Consider the following 18311-nt stretch of genomic DNA (forward strand, 5'->3'; position numbering starts at 1 on the left):
GCAGAAAATTCAACTATTGTTAACAAATGAATGATTTGCAAAATCTATTTGCATCTTAATAGAATCGCCCGAACTCCCGCCTCCAGGATCTCTTTTTGCCCGCCACTGAATCTATCGCAATGACGACGCTCGCCATGGCGCGGCACCTCGGACTGCGCCTGGGGCGAGGCCTTGTGCGCCTGCTGGCCTGCGGGCTGCTGCCCACTGCCTTGCATGCGGCCACGCCGGCCGTCGCGCTGTACTACGGTAATGCGCTGCCGCTGTCTGACTTCCGCGCGTTCGACATCGTGGTCGTCGAACCGGACCACGCCGCCCACCCCACCGGCAACGCCCGTGCGCAACTCGCGCCCACGCGCTTTTACGCCTACGTCTCGGTGACCGAAGTGCTGCCTGCGCGCGCGCACTACGCCGAGATTCCGCCGGCCTGGAAGTTCGCGCGCAACAAGGACTGGCAGTCCGACGTGATCGACCAGAGCGTGGCCGACTGGCCCGACTTCTTTGCCAGCCGGGTGGTGGCCCCGCTGTGGGAGCGCGGCTACCGGGGCTTCTTTCTCGACACCATGGATTCCTACCGCCTGGCGGCGCAGTTCGACGAACAGGCCCAGCAAGACGGCCTGGTGCGTGTGATAGAGACCCTGCACCAGCGCTTTCCCGGCATCCGGCTCATCCTGAACCGTGGCTTTGACATCGTGCCGCGCGTGCGCGACAAGATCGAGATGGTGGCGGCCGAGTCGCTGTACCGCGGCTGGAACGCCCGCACCCAGCGCTACGAGGACGTCACCCCCCAGGACCGCGCATGGCTGCAGGCACAGCTGCGTACCATCCAGCAGCGCGACGGCCTGCCCGTGCTGGCCATCGACTACGCGCCGCCGCACGACCGGGCGCTGGCGCGCGCCACGGCCGCGCGCATCGCCGCCGACGGGTTCATCCCCTGGGTCAGCGACGCGGCCTTGTCCACCATCGGCATCGGCAGCATCGAGCCCGTGCCACGCCGCGTGCTGGTGGTCTACAACGGCGCCGAGACGCCCTCGCTCAACTATTCGCTGGCGCACCGCTTCCTGCAGATGCCGCTGAACCACCTCGGCTATGTGGTGGATTTCGCCGACATCCGCGAGGGCGCGCCGCCCGCCGTCGGCCGGGACCGCTACGCCGGGGTAGTGACCTGGTTCACCGGCTATGTGCCGGAGGACCGCGTGGCGCCCCTGGCGCGCTGGCTGCAGGCGCGGCTGGACGAGCAAATGCCCTTGCTCGTGCTGGGCGACTTTGGCTTTCTGCTCACGCAGTCGCTGTCGGAACGGCTGGGTATTCAGCCCGTGCGGGCCAACGGGCCGCAACGCATCGTGCACACCAGCCCGCTGCTCGGTTTCGAGGCCGACCCCGAGCCGCTCGACGGCCCCCGCTTTGTCTGGAACGCCCCGCAAGCGCCTTCGGATGGTGCGCAGCCGCTGGTCGAGCTACGCAACGAACGCGACCAGGCGTTCCTTGGCGGCGCCCTCATGCCCTGGGGCGGCTTCCTGGCCAACCCGTTCGTGACCGCCGAGGTGCCCGGCACCGAGTTCTCGCACTGGGTGGCCGATCCTTTCGCGTTGCTGCAGCGCAGCCTGCGCCTGCCCGCGCTGCCCGTGCCCGACGCCACCACCGAGAACGGGCGCCGCATGCTGTTCGCCCACGTGGACGGCGACGGCTTCGCCTCGCGCGCCGAACTGGCCGGCAGCCCGCTGGCCGCCGACGTGATGCGGCGCGAGATCATTGAGAAGTACCGCATTCCCCACGCCATCTCGGTCATCGAGGCGGAAACCGCGCCACACGGCCTGTACCCGGAACTGAGCCCACAGCTCGAAGAGGTGGCACGCAAGATCTTCCAGCTGCCGCATGTGGAAATCGCCAGCCACACGTTCTCGCACCCGTTCCTGTGGGACACCAAGGTGCGCCACGGCGTCTTCGGCGACAAGTCGGAGGCGGCCGAGGGCCTGCACGTGCCGGGCTACACCATGGACCTGCGGCGCGAGATCGTCGGGTCGAGCCAGTACATCAACGAGCGGCTGGCGCCGCCGGACAAGAAAGTGCGCATCCTGCTGTGGTCGGGCGATACCGCGCCCAATGCCGAAGCACTGGAGATCACCGAGCGCGCCGGCCTGCTGAACATGAACGGCGGGGACACCTCCATCACCGACAACGTGCCCACGCTGACCGAGGTCGGCCCCCTGGGCATCACGAAGAACGGCTTCCTGCAGGTGTACGCCCCGATCACCAACGAAAACATCTACACCTCCCTGTGGAAAGGGCCGTTCTATGGCTACCAACGGGTGCTGCAAACTTTTGCACTGACCGAATCGCCGCGCCGCCTCAAGCCCGTTGATATTTATTACCACACGTACTCGGCCAGCAAACGCGCCGGCCTGAACGCATTGCACAAGGTCTACAGCTGGGCCGTGGCGCAGCCGCTGCACCCGGTTTTCCCTTCGGAGTACATCTACAAGGTGCAGGACTGGCATGGCATGGCCATCGCACGCGATGGCGCAGGTTGGCGCATCCGCGGCAATGGCGCATTGCGCACCGTACGCCTTCCCGCAGCCCTCGGTACACCGCTGCCTGCCACGAGCCAGGGCGTGGCCGGCTGGCGCGAAGGCCCCGAAGGCAGTTACGTGCACCTCACGGGCGGCGACGCCTGGCTGCGCAGCGGCACAGCCGCCCAGCCCGCCGCACGCCCTTCGCTGTACGAGGCCAATGCGCGCCTGACTGCCTGGCAGGCCGAGGGCACGTCGGTACGCTTCTCGCTGCAAGGCCATGCGCCTCTGGAGTTCAGCCTGCGCGACGCTGGCGCCTGCCAGGTGCGCGCCGATGGCCGTGCGCTCAGCCCCCTTTCTTCATCCCGTGCCTCCGGCCCTGCCGCGCGCGCCTACCGGCTCTCCCATGCTGCAGCAGACATCCAGGTTCAATGCCCAGCCCGCTGAGCGGCCAGTCCTGGCCCCAGCCTGGCTGATCGTGCTCCTGGCCGGTCTGATCGGCGGTGCGCTCTGGCTGCTCTATCCGCGGCAGGATCTGGAGCGGCGCCTGGCCACGGCCACGGCCGACACCGACATCGCGCTGTCGGTGGTGTACCTGGAGAACCTGCTGCGCAGCGACCCGGCCAACATGCAACTGCACCTGCTGCTGGCGCGCCAGCACCTGCTGCTGGGGGAACTGCCCGAGGCGCGCGAGGAGCTGCAACGCGTGCGCGGCAGTTCCGACCCGCAGATTCAGCGCGAGCTGGCATGGCTGGACTGGGAGCTCGACTACGCCGGGTACATCGCCCTCGCTGCGGATAGCGAGGAGCGCGCCCGCCTGCGCCCGGTGATGAAGCAGAAGCTGCAGGCACTGCGCCGCTACGACTGGCCCGCCGACCGGCTGGCGCGCCTGGGCCAGTGGGGCGCACAGTTCCACGACCCGGCCTTCGCGCAACAGAGCGCGCGTGAACTGGCCGCACGGCAGGCCGACCCCGAAGAAGCCGCCCGCCTGTACGAACAGGCCGCGCGCGAGGCCCTGGGCGTTTCCGACTACGAAACCTGCGCCCAGCTCTACATCCTGGCGCGGCGCACCACCACCGATCCGCAGCACGCCAAGGCCTACTTCCTCGCTGCCCTGGACGCACTGCAGTCCGGCAACCGGCTGGCCGACGCGGTGGCCCTGGGCGAGCGGGAGATCGGCGTACTCATCGATGACCCCCAGGTGCTGCTGCGCATGACCGAGCTGGCCCGCGCCGCTGCGCGACCGGACGTGGCCGACCGCTACGTGCGCAAGCTCCTGCGCATGGCCCTACTGCGGCCCGCCGAGGACGCACCGGCCCCACTGCAGGTGGCAGCCCGTCCGTTCATGCAGCCCGCCGCGCTGCGCGCGCAGGCACCGCGCCAAGCGCCCGTGTTCGACGACGGCGCGCACTGGCTGCTGCCCCCAGGCAGCACCACCAGCCCGGCGCTTGGCCCTTGGCGCATGGTGCGCGCAGCCGAAGGCAAAGCGGCAGCGCAGCCCCACGCACCTGGCCTGCCCTTCGACGACAAGGTCTACAGCCTGGCCTACGAGGTTTTCCTGGAAAACCGCAAGCAGGACGACGCCTGGGCCATTGCGCGCGCCGCCGTGCGCCAGCGGCCGCAGGACATCGCCTGGCGCGAGCGCCTGGCGCGGGTGTCGGAATGGACGGAGCGCGCCGACGTGGCCTTGGAGAACTGGCTCGCCATCGCGCAGCAGACGCAGCGCCCCGATGCCTGGCAGGCGGTCCTGCGCATCGCCCCCGGACAGTTCGACGACGCCGCGCTGGCCCAGGCCCTGCTGTACCAGCTGCGCAGCCGCCCGTCCGACATGCGCCTGGTGCGCGAACTGGTGGCTGCCTACGAACGCCTGGGCGAGCCCCAGCACGCCATCGACTACCTGCAGGCGCACGGCCAAGGCGTCGAGGCCCAGGAACTGCTCGCCCAGTTGGCCGAGCGGGCCGGACAACCCGAACTGGCGCTGCAGCAGTGGCGCAAGCTCTTCGCCCAGCCCGACACCCTGACACCCCAGCGCGCCATGCAGGCCGCCGTGCTGGCCCTGCTGCTGCGCCAACCACAGCTCGGACTGCCCTGGCTGGAAGCCGCACGCCACGGCGATGTGCCCCAGGCACAGGCCCAAGACTACTGGCGCCTCACCGGCCAGCTGGCCGACAGCCGCCAGCGCCAGGCCCTGGCCGTGGAGGCCTACCGCAAGCTCATCACGCTGCCCGAGGCCGAGCCCTCCGACTTCGAGGCGCTGGTGCGCCTGCTGCGCAGCGACTACCCGCTGGAAGCGGCGCGCATCAGCGAAATGGCGTGGCAGCGCTACGCCCAACCGGAATACCTGGTGGACGCGCTCACCTTCCACGTCAGCCGCAGCCGCTGGGCCGACACCGCCCGCCTGGTGCACGACGTGGACGCCCCGACGTCCGCACAGCGGCAGGCCGCCGCCGCGCTGCTCGCCACGCCCGAGTACCTGCGCCTGGCGGGCACCTACTACCAGAACACCGGCGCCACTGGCCGCGCGCGCGCCTACTTCGAGAACGGCCTGCGCGCCGCCCCCAGCTCCACCGACATGCGCAGCGCCCTGCTCTGGCTGTTCATCGACAGCAACGACGCTGCAGCGCTGCGCCAGTTGCTCGCCACCCACGAGGTGCGCTGGAGCGCGGACCCGGAGCTGCACGACTCCCTGGCCTCTGCCTACCAGGCCCTCTCCCTGCCGCAGACGGCGCTGGACCGCTACCTGACGCCGCAGCTGCACGCGCACCAGAGCGACTTCCTGTGGCTCATGAACTATGCCGACGCGCTGGACCAAAACCAGCAGGCCGACCAGGCCTGGCGCCTGCGCCGCCACCTTTTGGCGCAGCAGCGCCAGCAGATGCATGCGGCCTCGGCCGCCGAGGCACGCCAGCGCTGGCTGACCGAGGAGGGGCTGGACACCACGCGGCGCATCGCACGCGCGCGCCTGCTGATGACGCAGCGGCCCGGCGATCCAGCCCTGGCCATCCTGCGCGAGCTGCTGCGCCTCGACCAGGACGCGGAAGACAGCCTGTCGAACGCGGCGGCAGAAACCGCCATCGGCTGGTTGCAAGACGCGGGCGAATACACCGCCGAGCGCGGCTACCTGTGGCACCAGTACGCGCGCGCCCACGGCCTGCGCGCCAACCGCCCGCTGTGGGCTGACATCACCGTGGCCCTGGCCGAGGACGACAAGGCCGCCACGGGCCAGCTGCTGCAGGAATTCGACGAGCGCCTGCCGCGCTACGACCGCGTGAACGCAGCCGCTGCCGTGCATGACGTGCGACTGGCCCAGAGCGCCGCTTTCGAGACCCAGCACGACCAGCACGACGATGCCCCGTTGCACCTGCAGCTCACCGAGAACCTGCTGGCTTTCAGCGACCAGGCAGGCGCCAGCACGCAGTACAGCCAGCTCGGCGGCATGGACGAGGTGCGCAACGCCGCGCTGCTGCACCTGGCGGTCAGCCCCCGGCTGTCGCTCGACATGGAGCTCACCAGCATCCGCCGCCTGCGCACGGCGCCGAACCTGCTGCGCAACGTGCCCGACGAGGAAGTGGCGCAGGTGCTGGTGCGCTGGCGCCATACCGACGGCGAGACCCAGCTGCGCGCCGCCGCACGGCACGGCTACGCCACCACCTACCCGCGGCTGCTGGCCCATGAGCAGCGCCTGGACAACCGGCTGACCCTGGGCGGCGAAGTCGGCACCCAGCAGCCCAGCGAGGAAAGCCTGGCGCTGCGCATCGGCGGCATGAAGGACCGCGCCGCGGCAAACCTGCGCTACCAGGCCACACGCCAGGACCAGTTCACGCTCACGCACTGGGCCGAGCGCTACATGCTGCAGACCGGCGCCGTGGTGGGCACTGGGCGCCACAGTTCGCTCCAGTACAGCCACACCTACCGGCAGGAAGCGCCCGGGCTGGCGTTCGGAGCGTTCTGGTCCCGCCATGCGTTCGAGCGCCGCGACCCCGGCAACTTCCTCGGCCCGCAGGGCCAGCAGTTCCAGACCCTGCTGCCGCCCGGCACGGCCATGGGGCCGGACCTCTTCCTGCCCGAGAGCTTTCGCTTCTACGGCGTCGAACTGTCCAGCAACCTGCGCTACGCGCAGGAATACACGCGCGCCATGCGCCCCTACGCCAGCGTGAGCCGCACCTGGCACAGCAGCCTGGGCCCTGGCTACGGGCTGCGCCTGGGGGTGTCGGGCAGCGTGTTCGGCCCGGACCACCTGAACCTGGACTGGAGCCTGACCAAGTCCGGCGTGCAATCGCTGGGCCTGACGCGTTCCCTGCAACTGTCGTACCGGCTCCATTTTTGAGTTTGAATGAAAATGGCCTCTAACCCTTACCGGAAAAGCGCTAGCAGCTATCAAAACAAGAGTCACCCCGATACTGCCCGCCCCCGCCCCGCCTCTTTCTAGTGCTTCCCAAGGAGAAACCACATGCTCCCTCGCCCATCGCTCACCCGCCGCCTGCGCATGCTGGCCACTGCTGGCGCGTTCCTGCTGCTGGCGGCCTGCTCCACCATCGACCGCGGCACACCGCCAGCGCTGGAACGGCAGTCCAGCTGGGTCGTGCTGCCCTTCGCCAACCACACCGAAACGCCGCTGGCCGGCAACCGCGCCGAGGCCATCGCCCAGGCCCTGCTGCACGCCCAGGACGTGGGCGCGGTGCGGCGCGCGCCCAGCACCACGCAGCAGGAAGCCCTGTTCAACGCCGGCGACAGCGCCCGCATGAACGACGCCCTGAACTGGGCACGCGAGCAAAAGATCCGCTACGCCCTGGCGGGCACCGTGGAGGAGTGGCGCTACAAGGTCGGCGTGGACGGCGAGCCCGCCGCTGGCGTCACGCTGCAGATTCTTGACGTGGCCACGGGCGACATCCTGTGGAGCGGCTCTGGCGGCCAAAGCGGCTGGAGCCGTGAGGCGCTCTCCGCCGTCGCGCAGAAGCTGATCCGCAAGCTGCTGCAATCGGGCCTCTCGGGTGCCCGTTGATCGGCCGTACCATGGCCGCTGACCCTACCGCTTCCCCCACCCCCAGCACCACGCGGCGCCAGATAGCGCACCAGGCCGATGGCCCGCTGGCAGGCAATGGCAAGGCGCTGCACCTGCCCGTGCACCTGCTGGGCAAGCTCGCCACCGCCAGCACCCGCCCCACCGTCATGGCGGGCGAGACCCTGGCGCTGCCGCTGATCGCGCTGGCGCTGGGCCTGCTCTGGGCGCCCGAGGACCCGCTGCAGGCACGGGGCGCCTTTCCCTGGCCGTGGCTGGCACCCGTGGTGCTGGCGCTGCGCTACGGCCCCATGGCCGGACTGGGTGGTGCCTGCGTGCTGCTGGCAGGATGGCTGGCGCTCAACCTGGGCCACTTCGACGCCTTCCCCCAGATGTACTTCCTGGGCGGCCTGATCCTGGTGCTGCTGGTCGGCGAGTTCTCCAGCCTGTGGCACGCACGCACGCGGCGCGCGGAAACCCTGCAGTTGTACCTGGACCAGCGCCTGGAACACCTGGTGCGCCAGCACTACCTGCTGCGCCTGTCGCACGACCGGCTGGAGCAGGAGCTCATCGGCCGCCCCATGTCGATGCGCGACGCACTCTCCACCTTGCGCGAGGTCGGCCGCAGCGACCGTGCCGAGGCAGAAGGCCCGGCCACCCTGCTGCGCCTGCTGGCGCAGTACTGCCAGCTCGAATCCGCCGCGGTGTACCCGGTCGCGGGCGACCAGCCCGTGCCGCAGGCACTGGCCAGCATCGGCACAGCCACCGCCCTGCAGGTGGACGACCCGCTGGTGCAGCAAGCGCTGCAAACGCGCAAGTTGTGCCACATCAGCCAAACCCTGGCCGCCCAGCGCGAATCGCGCTACCTCGTCGTGGCGCCGTTGCTGGACCTGGCGGGCGAGCTGTACGGCCTGCTCGTGGTCGAAGAGCTGCCTTTCTTCGCGCTGCAGGCAGAAAACCTGCAGACCATCCACCTGCTGCTGGGCTACTACACCGACGGACTGTCGGTGCAAACGCTGGCCCGGCCCATCGTGCAGGAGTTTCCCGGCTGCCCGGCGCTGTTCGCCTTCGAGGTACAGCGCCTGGCACACATCCACGCCAGCACCGGCGTGCCCAGCATCCTCGTGGCGCTGGAGTTCCACGCGCGCGCCGTCTCGCAGGGCATCCCGCAGCAGATCCAGCGCCTCAAGCGCGAGCTGGACGAGATCTGGCGCATCGAAGCACCGCAGCGCGAGGTGCTGGCGGTGCTGATGCCCCTGGGCGACGCCGCCACGGCCGAGGGCTACATCGCACGGCTGGAGAGCTGGATGCACCAGAAGAACGACCAGTCGCTGGCCGAGGCCGGCGTCTTCGCCCACGTGGTCGCGCTCGACAGCAACGCACCCATCGAAACGGTGCGCCACATCCACGGCATCGCCCATGCTTAACCTCAAGCTCGGCCTGTCGGCGCTGGGGCTGGAGCTCAGCGCCTGGAGCACGCTGATCCTGCTGCAGGAGCGCTCTGACGGCGCACTGCTCAGCTATCTGCTGCTGCACGCGGCGGCCAGCGTGGCCCTGTCGCTGACGCTGCTGCCGCTGCTGCCCAAGCGCCTGGCCAGCCCGCGCTGGGCCGCCCTGCTGCTGATGGTGGCCTGCAGCTACGCGGTGCCCGTGGCCGGCTTCCTGGGCGTCGTGGCCGCGTTCGTCGTGCTGCGCCTGTACCGCCAGGGCCAAACGCAGCAGGATTTCGAGTCCCTGCAAATGCCGGAGTTCGACCAGCACCAGCGCCGCCAGGGGAGTTTTCGCCACGTCGGCCTGCGCTCGTTCCTGGGCAACACCCAGGCGCCGCTGCAGGCGCGCATGCGCGCCATGGCGGCGCTGCAGTACGTCTCGGGGCGCACGGCCTCGCCGCTGCTGCGCTCGGTCCTGAGCGACCCGAGCGAAGACCTGCGCCTGCTTGCCTACGGCATGCTGGACAACCTGGAAAAGCGCATCAACCGCGCCATCGACAGCGAGCTCGATGCCCTGAGCGCCGCGCAGGCCGAGGACGCCACCGGCGCCCGTGCGCTGGAGTCGGCGCGGCGCCTGTCGGACCTTTACTGGGAGCTGATCTACCAAGAGCTGGTGCAGGGCGACCTGCGCGAGCATGCCATCAAGGAATCGCTGCGCTACTGCGAGCAGGTGCTGCAGACCCAGGGCGACAACGCGCCACTGATCCTGCGCAAGGGGCGGCTGCTGCACGCCCAGGGGCATGCCGACGCAGCGCAGGCCGCCTATGCGCAGGCCCGCGCGCTCGGCCTGCCGGCCACCCGGGTCCTGCCCTACCAGGCTGAGCTGTGTTTCGAGCGCGGCGACTTCGCCCAGACGCGCGCGCTCATGCAGGAGCTGGGGCAGTGGGGCGCCCTGCCACGGCTGCGCCCCGTGATCGACTACTGGAACCAGCCATGAACCATCCTAAGAACGTGTTGACGGCTTTTTCATGGAGCCCGCAAAAGTGGCATCTGCGGCGTTGCAAAGGCTCGCCGGGCCGCCAGCCCGGCTGTGCTTTGCGTCTGGCACCCGCCACTTTTGCGGGGCAACCGGCTCCATGAAAAAGCCGTCAACACATCCTGAAGCGCAGTCAGCCGACATCGCCCTGCTGCTTGAGGGCACGTTTCCCTACGTCAGCGGTGGTGTGTCGAGCTGGATCAACCAGATCATCCGGGCCTACCCGGAATACCGCTTCGCCATCGTTTTCCTGGGCAGCCGGCGCGAAGACTACGGCGAATTCCGCTACCCCCTGCCCGACAACGTGGTGCACTTCGAGGAGCACTACCTCTACGCGCCCATCCACTGGCACCAGCAGCCTGCGCCGCGCAAGGGCAGCGAACGTGGCGAAGCCCTGGCGCTGCGCCTGATCGACGCCTTCAGCGAGGGCATGGACAGCCCCCGCGCCATGGACGCATTCCGCGAAGCCGCGCTGGAGCTGCTGCCCGGCGGTGCCCTGCGGCTGGAGGACTTTCTCTACAGCCAGAGCGCTTGGAACATCATCTGCGACATCTACCGCAAGCACTGCGCCGACCCGTCGTTCGTGGACTTCTTCTGGACCGTGCGCATCATGTACCAGCCCTTGTGGATGCTGGCGCGGGTGGCGCACGAGCTCATTCCGGTGCGCGCGGTGCACTGCGCCTCCACGGGCTACGCCGGTTTCCTGGGCGGCCTGATGGCGCAAACGCGCGGCACGCCGCTGATCCTGTCGGAGCACGGCATTTACACCAAGGAACGCAAGATCGACCTGTTCAAAAGCGAGTGGATCCGCGACAACCGCAACATCTTCCAGCGCGACCCGACCGAGCTGTCGTACTTCCGCCAGATGTGGATTCAGTTCTTCGAGTGGATAGGCCGCTACTGCTACCACTGCGCCGACCCGATCATCGCGCTGTACGAAGCCAACCGGCTGCGCCAGGTGCTCGATGGCGCACCGGCTGAGCGCACTTTCAACATTCCCAACGGCATCCAGTTGGCACGTTTCGCGCCGCTGCGCACGCAGCGCCCCGAGGCGCCGCCGCCCGTGCTGTGCCTGATTGGCCGCGTGGTGCCCATCAAGGACATCAAAACCTTCATCCGCGCCATGCGCCGCGTGGTCAACCAGCGCCCCGACGCGCAGGGCTGGATCGCCGGGCCCGAGGACGAGGACCCGGCCTACGCCACCGAGTGCCACAACCTGGTGCGCAGCCTGGGGCTGCAGGAGCACATCCGCTTCCTAGGCTTCCAACGCGTCGAGGCCCTGATGCCGCAGATCGGCCTGGTGGTGCTGTCTTCCATCAGTGAGGCCCTGCCGCTGGTGCTGCTCGAAGGCTACGCAGCCGGGGTGCCCACAGTGACGACCGACGTCGGCTCATGCCGCCAGCTGGTGGAAGGGCTGGACGACGAGGACCGCGCGCTGGGCCATTCCGGCATGGTGGTACCGATCGCCGACCCGCAGCGCCTGGCCGACGCGGCGCTGGCCTTGCTCGGCGACACCGCTGCCTGGCAGGCGGCGAGCCAGGCAGCCATTGCCCGCGTGGAGCGCTACTACACCGACACGCTGATGTTCGCGCGCTACCGCAAGGTCTATGAAACCGCGCTAGAGCGCACACCCCCAGCACCCCACGCCCCCGGAGACCCCGCATGGCAGGCATAGGATTCGAGCTGCGCCACATGCTGCGCAAAAACACCCTGCTGGGGCTGGTGCAGGCCTACGCCTACGCCGGTGTCATTGGCTCCGGGCCCTGGGTGCTGTCCATCGTCGGCATCCTGCTCATCGGCATTTTCAGTGCCAGCGTGGTGGTGCCCGGCCACCTGGTGACGCAGTTCCAGACCTCGGTCACCTACCTCGTTGCCTGCAGCCTGATCTACACCGGACTGGTGCAACTGGCGTTCACCCGCTTCATCTCGGACCGGCTGTTCGAAAAGCAAAGGCAGCTCGTCCTGCCCAACCTGCACGGCCTGATGGTGTTCGTGCTGATCGGCGCAGGCCTGCTCGGCTCGCTGGCGCTGTTCGTGCTGCTGCCCGGGCAAAGCCTGCTGTACCGGTTGCTGATGTTGGCCGGCTTCACGCTGCTGTGCGGCGTTTGGGTGCTCACGGTGCTGCTGTCGGGCATGAAGCGCTACAAGGCCATCGTCGCGCTGTTTGGCCTGTCGTATGGGCTGATTGTGGCGGCCTCCCTGTGGATGCGTGCCTGGGGGCTGGAAGGGCTGCTGGGTGGCTTCGTGCTGGGCCACTACGTGCTGCTGGCAGGCATGTGGCTGCTGGTGGTGAAGGAATTCAGCCCCGCCAGGCGCCTGGTGGCGTTCGATTTCCTGCAGCGCGACAAGCTCTACCCCTCGCTGATCGCCATCGGCTTTCTCTACAACCTGGGCATCTGGGCCGACAAGTTCATGTTCTGGTTCTTTCCGCCCACCTCGGACGAGATCATCGGCAGCCTGCGCGCGTCGCTCATCTACGACCTGCCGGTGTTTCTGTCCTACCTGTCGATCATTCCCGGCATGGCGGTTTTCCTGGTACGCATCGAGACCGACTTCGTCGAGTACTACGACAAGTTCTACGACGCCGTGCGCAGCGGCGGCTCGCTGGAATACATCGAGTCGATGCGCGACGAGATGGTGTACTCCATCCAGCAGGGCCTGGGCGAGATCGCCAAGATCCAGAGCCTGGCCGTGCTGACCACCTTCGTGGCCGGCCCGGCGCTGCTCGACGCCCTGGGCATCTCGCGCCTGTACCTGCCACTGCTGCATGTGCAGGTGGTTGGCGCGGGCCTGCAGGTCGGGCTGATGGCGGTGCTCAACGTCTTCTTCTACCTCGACCAGCGGCGCACCGTGCTGCTGCTGTGCGCCCAGTTCGTGCTGCTCAACGTGCTGCTCACCGGCTACACGCTGCTGTACGGCGCGGCCCTGTACGGCTACGGCTTCGCGCTGGCCACGCTGCTGACGCTGGGCACCGGCCTGGCCCTGCTGACGCGCCGCCTGAACCAGCTCGAATACCAGACTTTCATGCTGCAATAGAGGCCCGCGAGCCGTCACAATCGCGGCATTCCCGCCAACTCCCTGGAATCCCTCCCCATGCACCACACACCACGCGCACCCTATCGCCTCGCGGCCTCCCTGCTGGCCCTGACCGCCGCACTGGCGGGCTGCGGGGGCGGCGGGTCGAGCGACTCAGGCGGCAGCACGCCGACTCCCACGCCGACGCAGCAGATCAACGTGGCCTTCACAAGCCCCTCCGCTGCAAACAATGTCCACGACATCAACACCCCCGTGTACCTTGAAGTGCGCGTGGACGTGAACGACAACCCCGCAGCCAACAACACCCCCGTGATCTTCAACGGCGCTGCCGCCAGCTTCGCGCCGGTACAGGCCATGACCATCGGTGGCAAAGCGACCACCACGTTCCAGGGCAACCAGGTCGGTCCGCTGCAGGTGCAGGCCACGACCACCGTGTCCAACCAGTCAAAGAGCGAGAGCCGCACGCTGTACATCCGCCCCAAGCGCGAGCCGCTGGAAGTGCTGGTGCCGGCCTACTTCAGCCCCGGCAAGAACTCCCCCTGGGACACCCTGATCAGCGGCGCCAAGAGCTACCCCGACGTGCGCATCACCGCCATCCTGAACCCGAACGACGGCATCTTCACCAAGGAAGACACCAAGTTCACCGAGGCCATCACGGCCTTCAAGGCCCAGGGTGGCAAGGTGATCGGCTACGTCTCCACCGCCTTCGGCAACGGCAAGCGCTCGGTGGCCGACGTCAAGGCCAACATTGATGCCTACCGCACGTACTACCCGACCATCGATGGCATCTTCCTCGACGAGATGGCCTCCAGCGCCAACCGGCTCGACTTCTACCGCGACATCTACAGCTACATCAAGGGCCTCGACGCAACCCTGCACGTGGTCGGCAACCCTGGCACCTTCCCCTCGGCGGCGTATGCCGGGGTGGCCAATGCGCTGGTCACATTCGAGGACAAGGAAGAAGATTACCGCGGCATCGACCCGCAGCAGCTCGGCAACACCTGGGTCTACGACCGGGCAAACAGCGCGCAGGTCATGCTGGCGCACAACGCCGGCACCTGCACCGCCATGCAGAACGCGGTGAAGACCGCCAACCTGGCCCGTACGAACGCCGGCGTCGTCTACGTCACCGACCTGGAATACGACTCTGCCACCAATACCGGCAATCCCTGGGCAACGCTGCCCACGTACTGGACCCAACTGCTGGGCACGGTGGACGCGATCAACAAGAGCCGCGCCCTGCCGTCCTGCTGAAACGGCGAGGCCCTCTGCCGCTTGCGCGGCAGAGGGCCTCGAAAATGATAGCTGCCCGCGCTTGCTGCAAGCGCCCTGGCAGCCAAAAAGACGCTTAAACCGTCAGTTCGTCGGCGCGCTCCTGCGCGGCGGCGAAGTCCAGGTCGCCCGAATAGATGGCGCGGCCGCAGATCACGCCCTCCACACCCTCGGACTCCACGGCGCACAGCTGTTCGATGTCGGCCATGCCTGCCAGGCCGCCCGAGGCGATCACCGGAATGCTCAGCGCCTGCGCCAGCCGGACCGTGGCTTCGATGTTGATGCCCGAGAGCATGCCGTCGCGGCCGATGTCGGTGTAGATGATGGACTCGACGCCCCAGTCCTCAAACTTCTTCGCCAGGTCCACCACCTCGTGGCCGGTGAGCTTGCTCCAGCCGTCGGTGGCCACCTTGCCATCCTTGGCGTCGAGGCCGACGATGATGTGGCCGCCGAAGGCGCTGCAGGCGTCCTTGAGGAAGCCAGGGTTCTTCACCGCAGCGGTGCCGATGATGACGTAGCGCATGCCGCCGTCGATGTACTTCTCGATGGTGTCGAGGTCACGGATGCCGCCACCGAGCTGCACCGGGATTTCGCCGCCCACCTCCTTGAGGATGGACTTGATGGCCCCGTGGTTCTTGGGCTGGCCGGCGAAGGCGCCGTTCAGGTCCACCAGATGCAGGCGGCGCGCGCCGGCAGCGACCCACTTGCGCGCCATGGCGGCCGGGTCTTCACCGAACGTGGTCGATTGGTCCATATCGCCCTGCTTGAGGCGAACGCAGTGGCCGTCCTTGAGGTCGATGGCGGGAATGAGCAGCATGGTCGTGCAGGTGGGTGGAAAGAAGAAAAAACGGGCGCCTTCGTCGCCCAGGGCGGAGGAGTCAGGGATTCCAGTGCAAGAAGTTGCGGTACAGCCGCAGGCCATGGTCGGCGCTTTTCTCGGGGTGGAATTGCGTGGCGAAAATATTACCGCGCGCCACGGCCGCCGCAAAGCGCCCGCCGTAGTCGGTCTCGCCCGCACAGTGCGCGGCATCCAGCGGCTGGGCATAGAAGCTGTGCACGAAATAGAAGTACGCGCCGTCGGGAATCCCGTCCCACACCGGGTGCAACACGCCGTTGTGCGGCACCGGGTGCACGCGGTTCCAACCCATTTGCGGCACCTTGTAGCGGCTGCCGTCGGGCTGCAGGTGCCCGGCAAGGTCGAAGCGGCGCACCTGGCCAGGAATCAGGCCCAGACCGTCCACGTTGCCCTCCTCGCTGTGGTCGAGCAGCATCTGCATGCCCACGCACACGCCGAACAGCGGCTTGGTGGCGGCCGCCTCCAGCACCGGCTGCAGCAGGCCCGATTCGCGCAGCTCGCGCATGCAGTCGGGCATGGCGCCCTGGCCCGGCAGCACCACGCGCTGGGCAGCGCGCACAGCGTCGGGCCGGGCGGTCACGACGACCTGCCAGCCCGTGCCCTCGGCGGCAGCCTGCACGGCCTGCGAGACCGAACGCAGGTTGCCCATGCCATAGTCCACTACCGCAACGGTTTTTGCTTCCATTTTTATAGCTGCCAGCGCTTACCAGGTAAGCGTTAGAGGCACTTTAAACAATATTTTTACAACGAACCCTTGGTCGAGGGGACGACACCCGCGCTGCGCGGGTCGAGTTCCAGCGCGGCGCGCAGCGCGCGCGCGAAGGCCTTGAACACCGTCTCGCACTGGTGGTGCGCGTTGATGCCCTTAAGGTTGTCGATGTGCAGCGTCACACCCGCGTGGTTCACAAAGCCCTGGAAGAATTCGTAGGTGAGCTGGGTGTCGAAGCCACCGATGCTCGCTGCCGTGAACGGAATGTGCAGATGCAGCCCTGGGCGGCCCGAAAAATCGACCACCACGCGCGACAGCGCTTCATCGAGCGGCACGTAGGCATGGCCGTAGCGGCGGATGCCCTTCTTGTCGCCCACGGCACGCGCGAAGGCCTGGCCCAGGGTGATGCCGACGTCTTCCACGGTGTGGTGGCCGTCGATATGCAGGTCACCGTCGCAGCGCACTTCCAGATCGATCAAGCCATGGCGCGCGATCTGGTCGAGCATGTGGTCGAAAAAGCCGATGCCGGTGTTGAGACGGGCTTCGCCGCTGCCGTCGAGATTGACGCGCACATGGATACGGGTTTCGGCCGTGGTGCGGCTGACTTCGGCCGTGCGGGCCGTGGCGGCGGAGGGAACGAGTGCGGAAGAGGTCATAGGGAGGCCTGGAGCGCGGCGAGCATCTGGGCGTTGTCGGCGGCTCTGCCAACCGTCAGGCGCAGGCAGCCCGCCAGCAATGGATGCATTGTAGAAACGTTCTTGACGAGGACCTTGCGGTTTTTCATGCCCTCGAAGGTGCGCGCCGCATCGGGCACACGCAGCAGCACCATGTTGGCTTCGCTGTCCCACACTTTCAGCACGCCTGGCAACGCGCGCAGTTGCGCCACCAGCAGGTCGCGCCCAGCGCGCAGCTCGGCGGCCTGGGCGGCAAACACGTCGGCATGTTCCAGTGCGAACAGCGCGGCTTCGCTGTTGAGCACGCTCACGTTGTAGGGCGGACGCACCTTGTCGATCTCGTGCACCAGGGCCGCCGGGCCCATCAGGTAGCCCAGGCGCACGCCGGCCAGGCCGAACTTGGAGAGCGTGCGCATCAGCAGCACATGGCCGTGACGCGCTGGCTCGGCACGCATGCGGTCGAGCCAGGTGCGGCTAGCGAAGGGCTGGTAGGCCTCGTCGATGACGACGATGCCGCCCTGGGCACCCGCCGCATCGATGGTGCGCAGCACCGCCGTGTCGTCCCAGAGCGTGGCCGTCGGGTTGTTCGGGTAGGCGACGTAGGTAATGGCCGGGCGGTGCTGGGCGATGGCGGCCTCCATGGCCGCGGCGTCGAGTTCAAAGTCGGGCGTGAGCGCCACGCCGGTAAAGCCCAGTCCCTGCAACTGCGCGCTCATGCCGTACATGACAAAGCCCGGCAACGGCGCCAGCACCTGCGCGCCAGGCCGCGCACAGGCCAGGGCCACCAGGCTGATGAGCTCATCCGAGCCGTTGCCCAGCATCAGCGCGCAGCCCTCGGGCATGCCGGCGTGCCGCGCCAGCGCGTCGCGCAGCACCTCGGTGCGCGGGCCCGGGTAGCGGTTCAGCGCCAGCGCACCGAGGCGCTGGCCCAGCGCGGCCTGCAGCGCGGGCGGCAGGCCGAAGGGGTTCTCCATGGCGTCCATCTTCAGCAGGCCGTCGGCGGCCTGCACGGTGTAGGCGTGCATGGCGCGCACGTCAGCACGGATGCGGGACAAGGCGGTTTCGGTCAGGGAGGCGTTCATGGTTGCGTGGCCTCTCCACTGGGGGCCTGTAATGCGGGATGCACGACCTGCACGCCACCGAACGCCGCACCGTGCGCCAGCGTGGTGGACAGCAGCAGCGCACAGCCGCTGTGCTGGGCAGCCGCCAGCGCCAGGCAGTCGCCAAAGGCCAGCTGGTGGCGCGCCTCGATGGCCCAGGCCGTCTCCAACGTGGCGGCGTCGGTCTGCCAGGGCGTCCAGGCGTGGTAGCGCCGGATGGCGGCACGCGCATCGCCCTGGGGCATGGCGCCCTCGGGGCGGGTGGTCACGTTGTCGTAAAACTCGGCCAGGGCCTGCATGCTGGTGCAGCCGCTGCGCGTGCGCCACAGGTGGTCAAGCCAGTCGCAGAGGGCATTTTGCAGGTCCGGATCGGCGCCATCTTCGGCCGCGATCAGCGCCGAGGTATCGACGAATACAGCGCTCATGCCGACGCCTTGCGCGACAGCGCCGCACTGCGCGGGCCACCACGGCCCGGCGCCCGCGCCGCGCTGGAGCGCCAGGTGCGCTCGTCGGTGCGCCAGGCAAGGTAGGCGCGCTCATAGGCATCCTCGCGGCGCTGCATATCGGCCATGAAATCCCCCACCATGCGCGACACGCTGGTGCCGCGGCGCGCGGCCTCGATGCGCGCCCACTCCAGCACGCCATCGTCCACGGTGATGGTGAGGTTCTTCATGCCGGCCAGTTTACACGAA

Annotated in this window: 14 protein-coding genes; 8 read left to right on the forward strand and 6 right to left on the reverse strand. The window is 68.2% G+C overall.

The window, feature by feature from the left end:
• The first annotated feature begins 119 nt into the window (after positions 1-119).
• The 8 genes from BN2503_RS00735 (at position 120) to BN2503_RS00770 (ending at position 14262) form a co-directional block, all read left to right on the forward strand.
• Positions 120-2954: a bifunctional glycoside hydrolase/polysaccharide deacetylase family protein gene (locus BN2503_RS00735; protein ID WP_233494970.1), complete on the forward strand. Its 2835-nt coding sequence runs from the start codon at positions 120-122 to the stop codon at positions 2952-2954.
• Positions 2914-6834, forward strand: coding sequence for a tetratricopeptide repeat protein (locus BN2503_RS00740; protein WP_082366456.1), 3921 nt, complete (start codon positions 2914-2916; stop codon positions 6832-6834). Before BN2503_RS00735 ends, BN2503_RS00740 begins: the two co-directional genes overlap by 41 nt.
• A 123-nt stretch (positions 6835-6957) precedes the next feature.
• Positions 6958-7509, forward strand: a complete 552-nt coding sequence (locus BN2503_RS00745; RefSeq protein ID WP_054254720.1) for a penicillin-binding protein activator LpoB — start codon at positions 6958-6960, stop codon at positions 7507-7509.
• Between the two features lie 11 nt (positions 7510-7520).
• Entirely contained in the window at positions 7521-8933 is a 1413-nt protein-coding gene (locus BN2503_RS00750) for a PelD GGDEF domain-containing protein (protein ID WP_054254767.1), read from the forward strand.
• Positions 8926-9933 (forward strand): hypothetical protein, encoded by a 1008-nt coding sequence (locus tag BN2503_RS00755; RefSeq protein WP_054254721.1) that lies wholly within the window; start codon positions 8926-8928, stop codon positions 9931-9933. The genes BN2503_RS00750 and BN2503_RS00755 overlap by 8 nt, the downstream gene beginning before the upstream one ends.
• A 139-nt stretch (positions 9934-10072) precedes the next feature.
• Entirely contained in the window at positions 10073-11647 is a 1575-nt protein-coding gene (gene pelF, locus BN2503_RS00760) for a GT4 family glycosyltransferase PelF (RefSeq protein ID WP_054254722.1), read from the forward strand.
• Entirely contained in the window at positions 11635-13008 is a 1374-nt protein-coding gene (gene pelG, locus BN2503_RS00765; RefSeq protein ID WP_054254723.1) for an exopolysaccharide Pel transporter PelG, read from the forward strand. The genes pelF and pelG overlap by 13 nt, the downstream gene beginning before the upstream one ends.
• 57 nt (positions 13009-13065) lie before the next feature.
• The gene (locus BN2503_RS00770; protein ID WP_054254724.1) at positions 13066-14262 is read left to right on the forward strand and encodes a spherulation-specific family 4 protein; all 1197 of its coding nucleotides are present in this window, start codon (positions 13066-13068) and stop codon (positions 14260-14262) included.
• Between the two features lie 94 nt (positions 14263-14356).
• Here the strand turns inward: BN2503_RS00770 and hisA are convergent, their stop codons facing one another.
• The 6 genes from hisA to BN2503_RS00800 form a co-directional block, all read right to left on the reverse strand.
• The gene (gene hisA, locus BN2503_RS00775; RefSeq protein ID WP_054254725.1) at positions 14357-15097 is read right to left on the reverse strand and encodes a 1-(5-phosphoribosyl)-5-[(5-phosphoribosylamino)methylideneamino]imidazole-4-carboxamide isomerase; all 741 of its coding nucleotides are present in this window, start codon (positions 15095-15097) and stop codon (positions 14357-14359) included.
• 61 nt (positions 15098-15158) lie between these two features.
• On the reverse strand, positions 15159-15827 hold the full coding sequence (hisH, locus tag BN2503_RS00780; RefSeq protein ID WP_175537912.1) for an imidazole glycerol phosphate synthase subunit HisH: 669 nt from the start codon (positions 15825-15827) through the stop codon (positions 15159-15161).
• Positions 15828-15877: 50 nt separating this feature from the next.
• Entirely contained in the window at positions 15878-16501 is a 624-nt protein-coding gene (gene hisB / locus BN2503_RS00785) for an imidazoleglycerol-phosphate dehydratase HisB (protein WP_054254727.1), read from the reverse strand.
• The gene (locus BN2503_RS00790; protein WP_054254728.1) at positions 16498-17601 is read right to left on the reverse strand and encodes a pyridoxal phosphate-dependent aminotransferase; all 1104 of its coding nucleotides are present in this window, start codon (positions 17599-17601) and stop codon (positions 16498-16500) included. The genes hisB and BN2503_RS00790 overlap by 4 nt, the downstream gene beginning before the upstream one ends.
• Positions 17598-18044, reverse strand: a complete 447-nt coding sequence (locus BN2503_RS00795) for a PIN domain-containing protein (protein WP_054254729.1) — start codon at positions 18042-18044, stop codon at positions 17598-17600. The genes BN2503_RS00790 and BN2503_RS00795 overlap by 4 nt, the downstream gene beginning before the upstream one ends.
• On the reverse strand, positions 18041-18292 hold the full coding sequence (locus tag BN2503_RS00800) for a hypothetical protein (RefSeq protein WP_054254730.1): 252 nt from the start codon (positions 18290-18292) through the stop codon (positions 18041-18043). The genes BN2503_RS00795 and BN2503_RS00800 overlap by 4 nt, the downstream gene beginning before the upstream one ends.
• Positions 18293-18311 lie beyond the last annotated feature (19 nt).

This window comes from Paenacidovorax caeni (genome assembly GCF_001298675.1).
GTDB classification, from domain to species: Bacteria; Pseudomonadota; Gammaproteobacteria; order Burkholderiales; family Burkholderiaceae_C; genus Paenacidovorax; species Paenacidovorax caeni.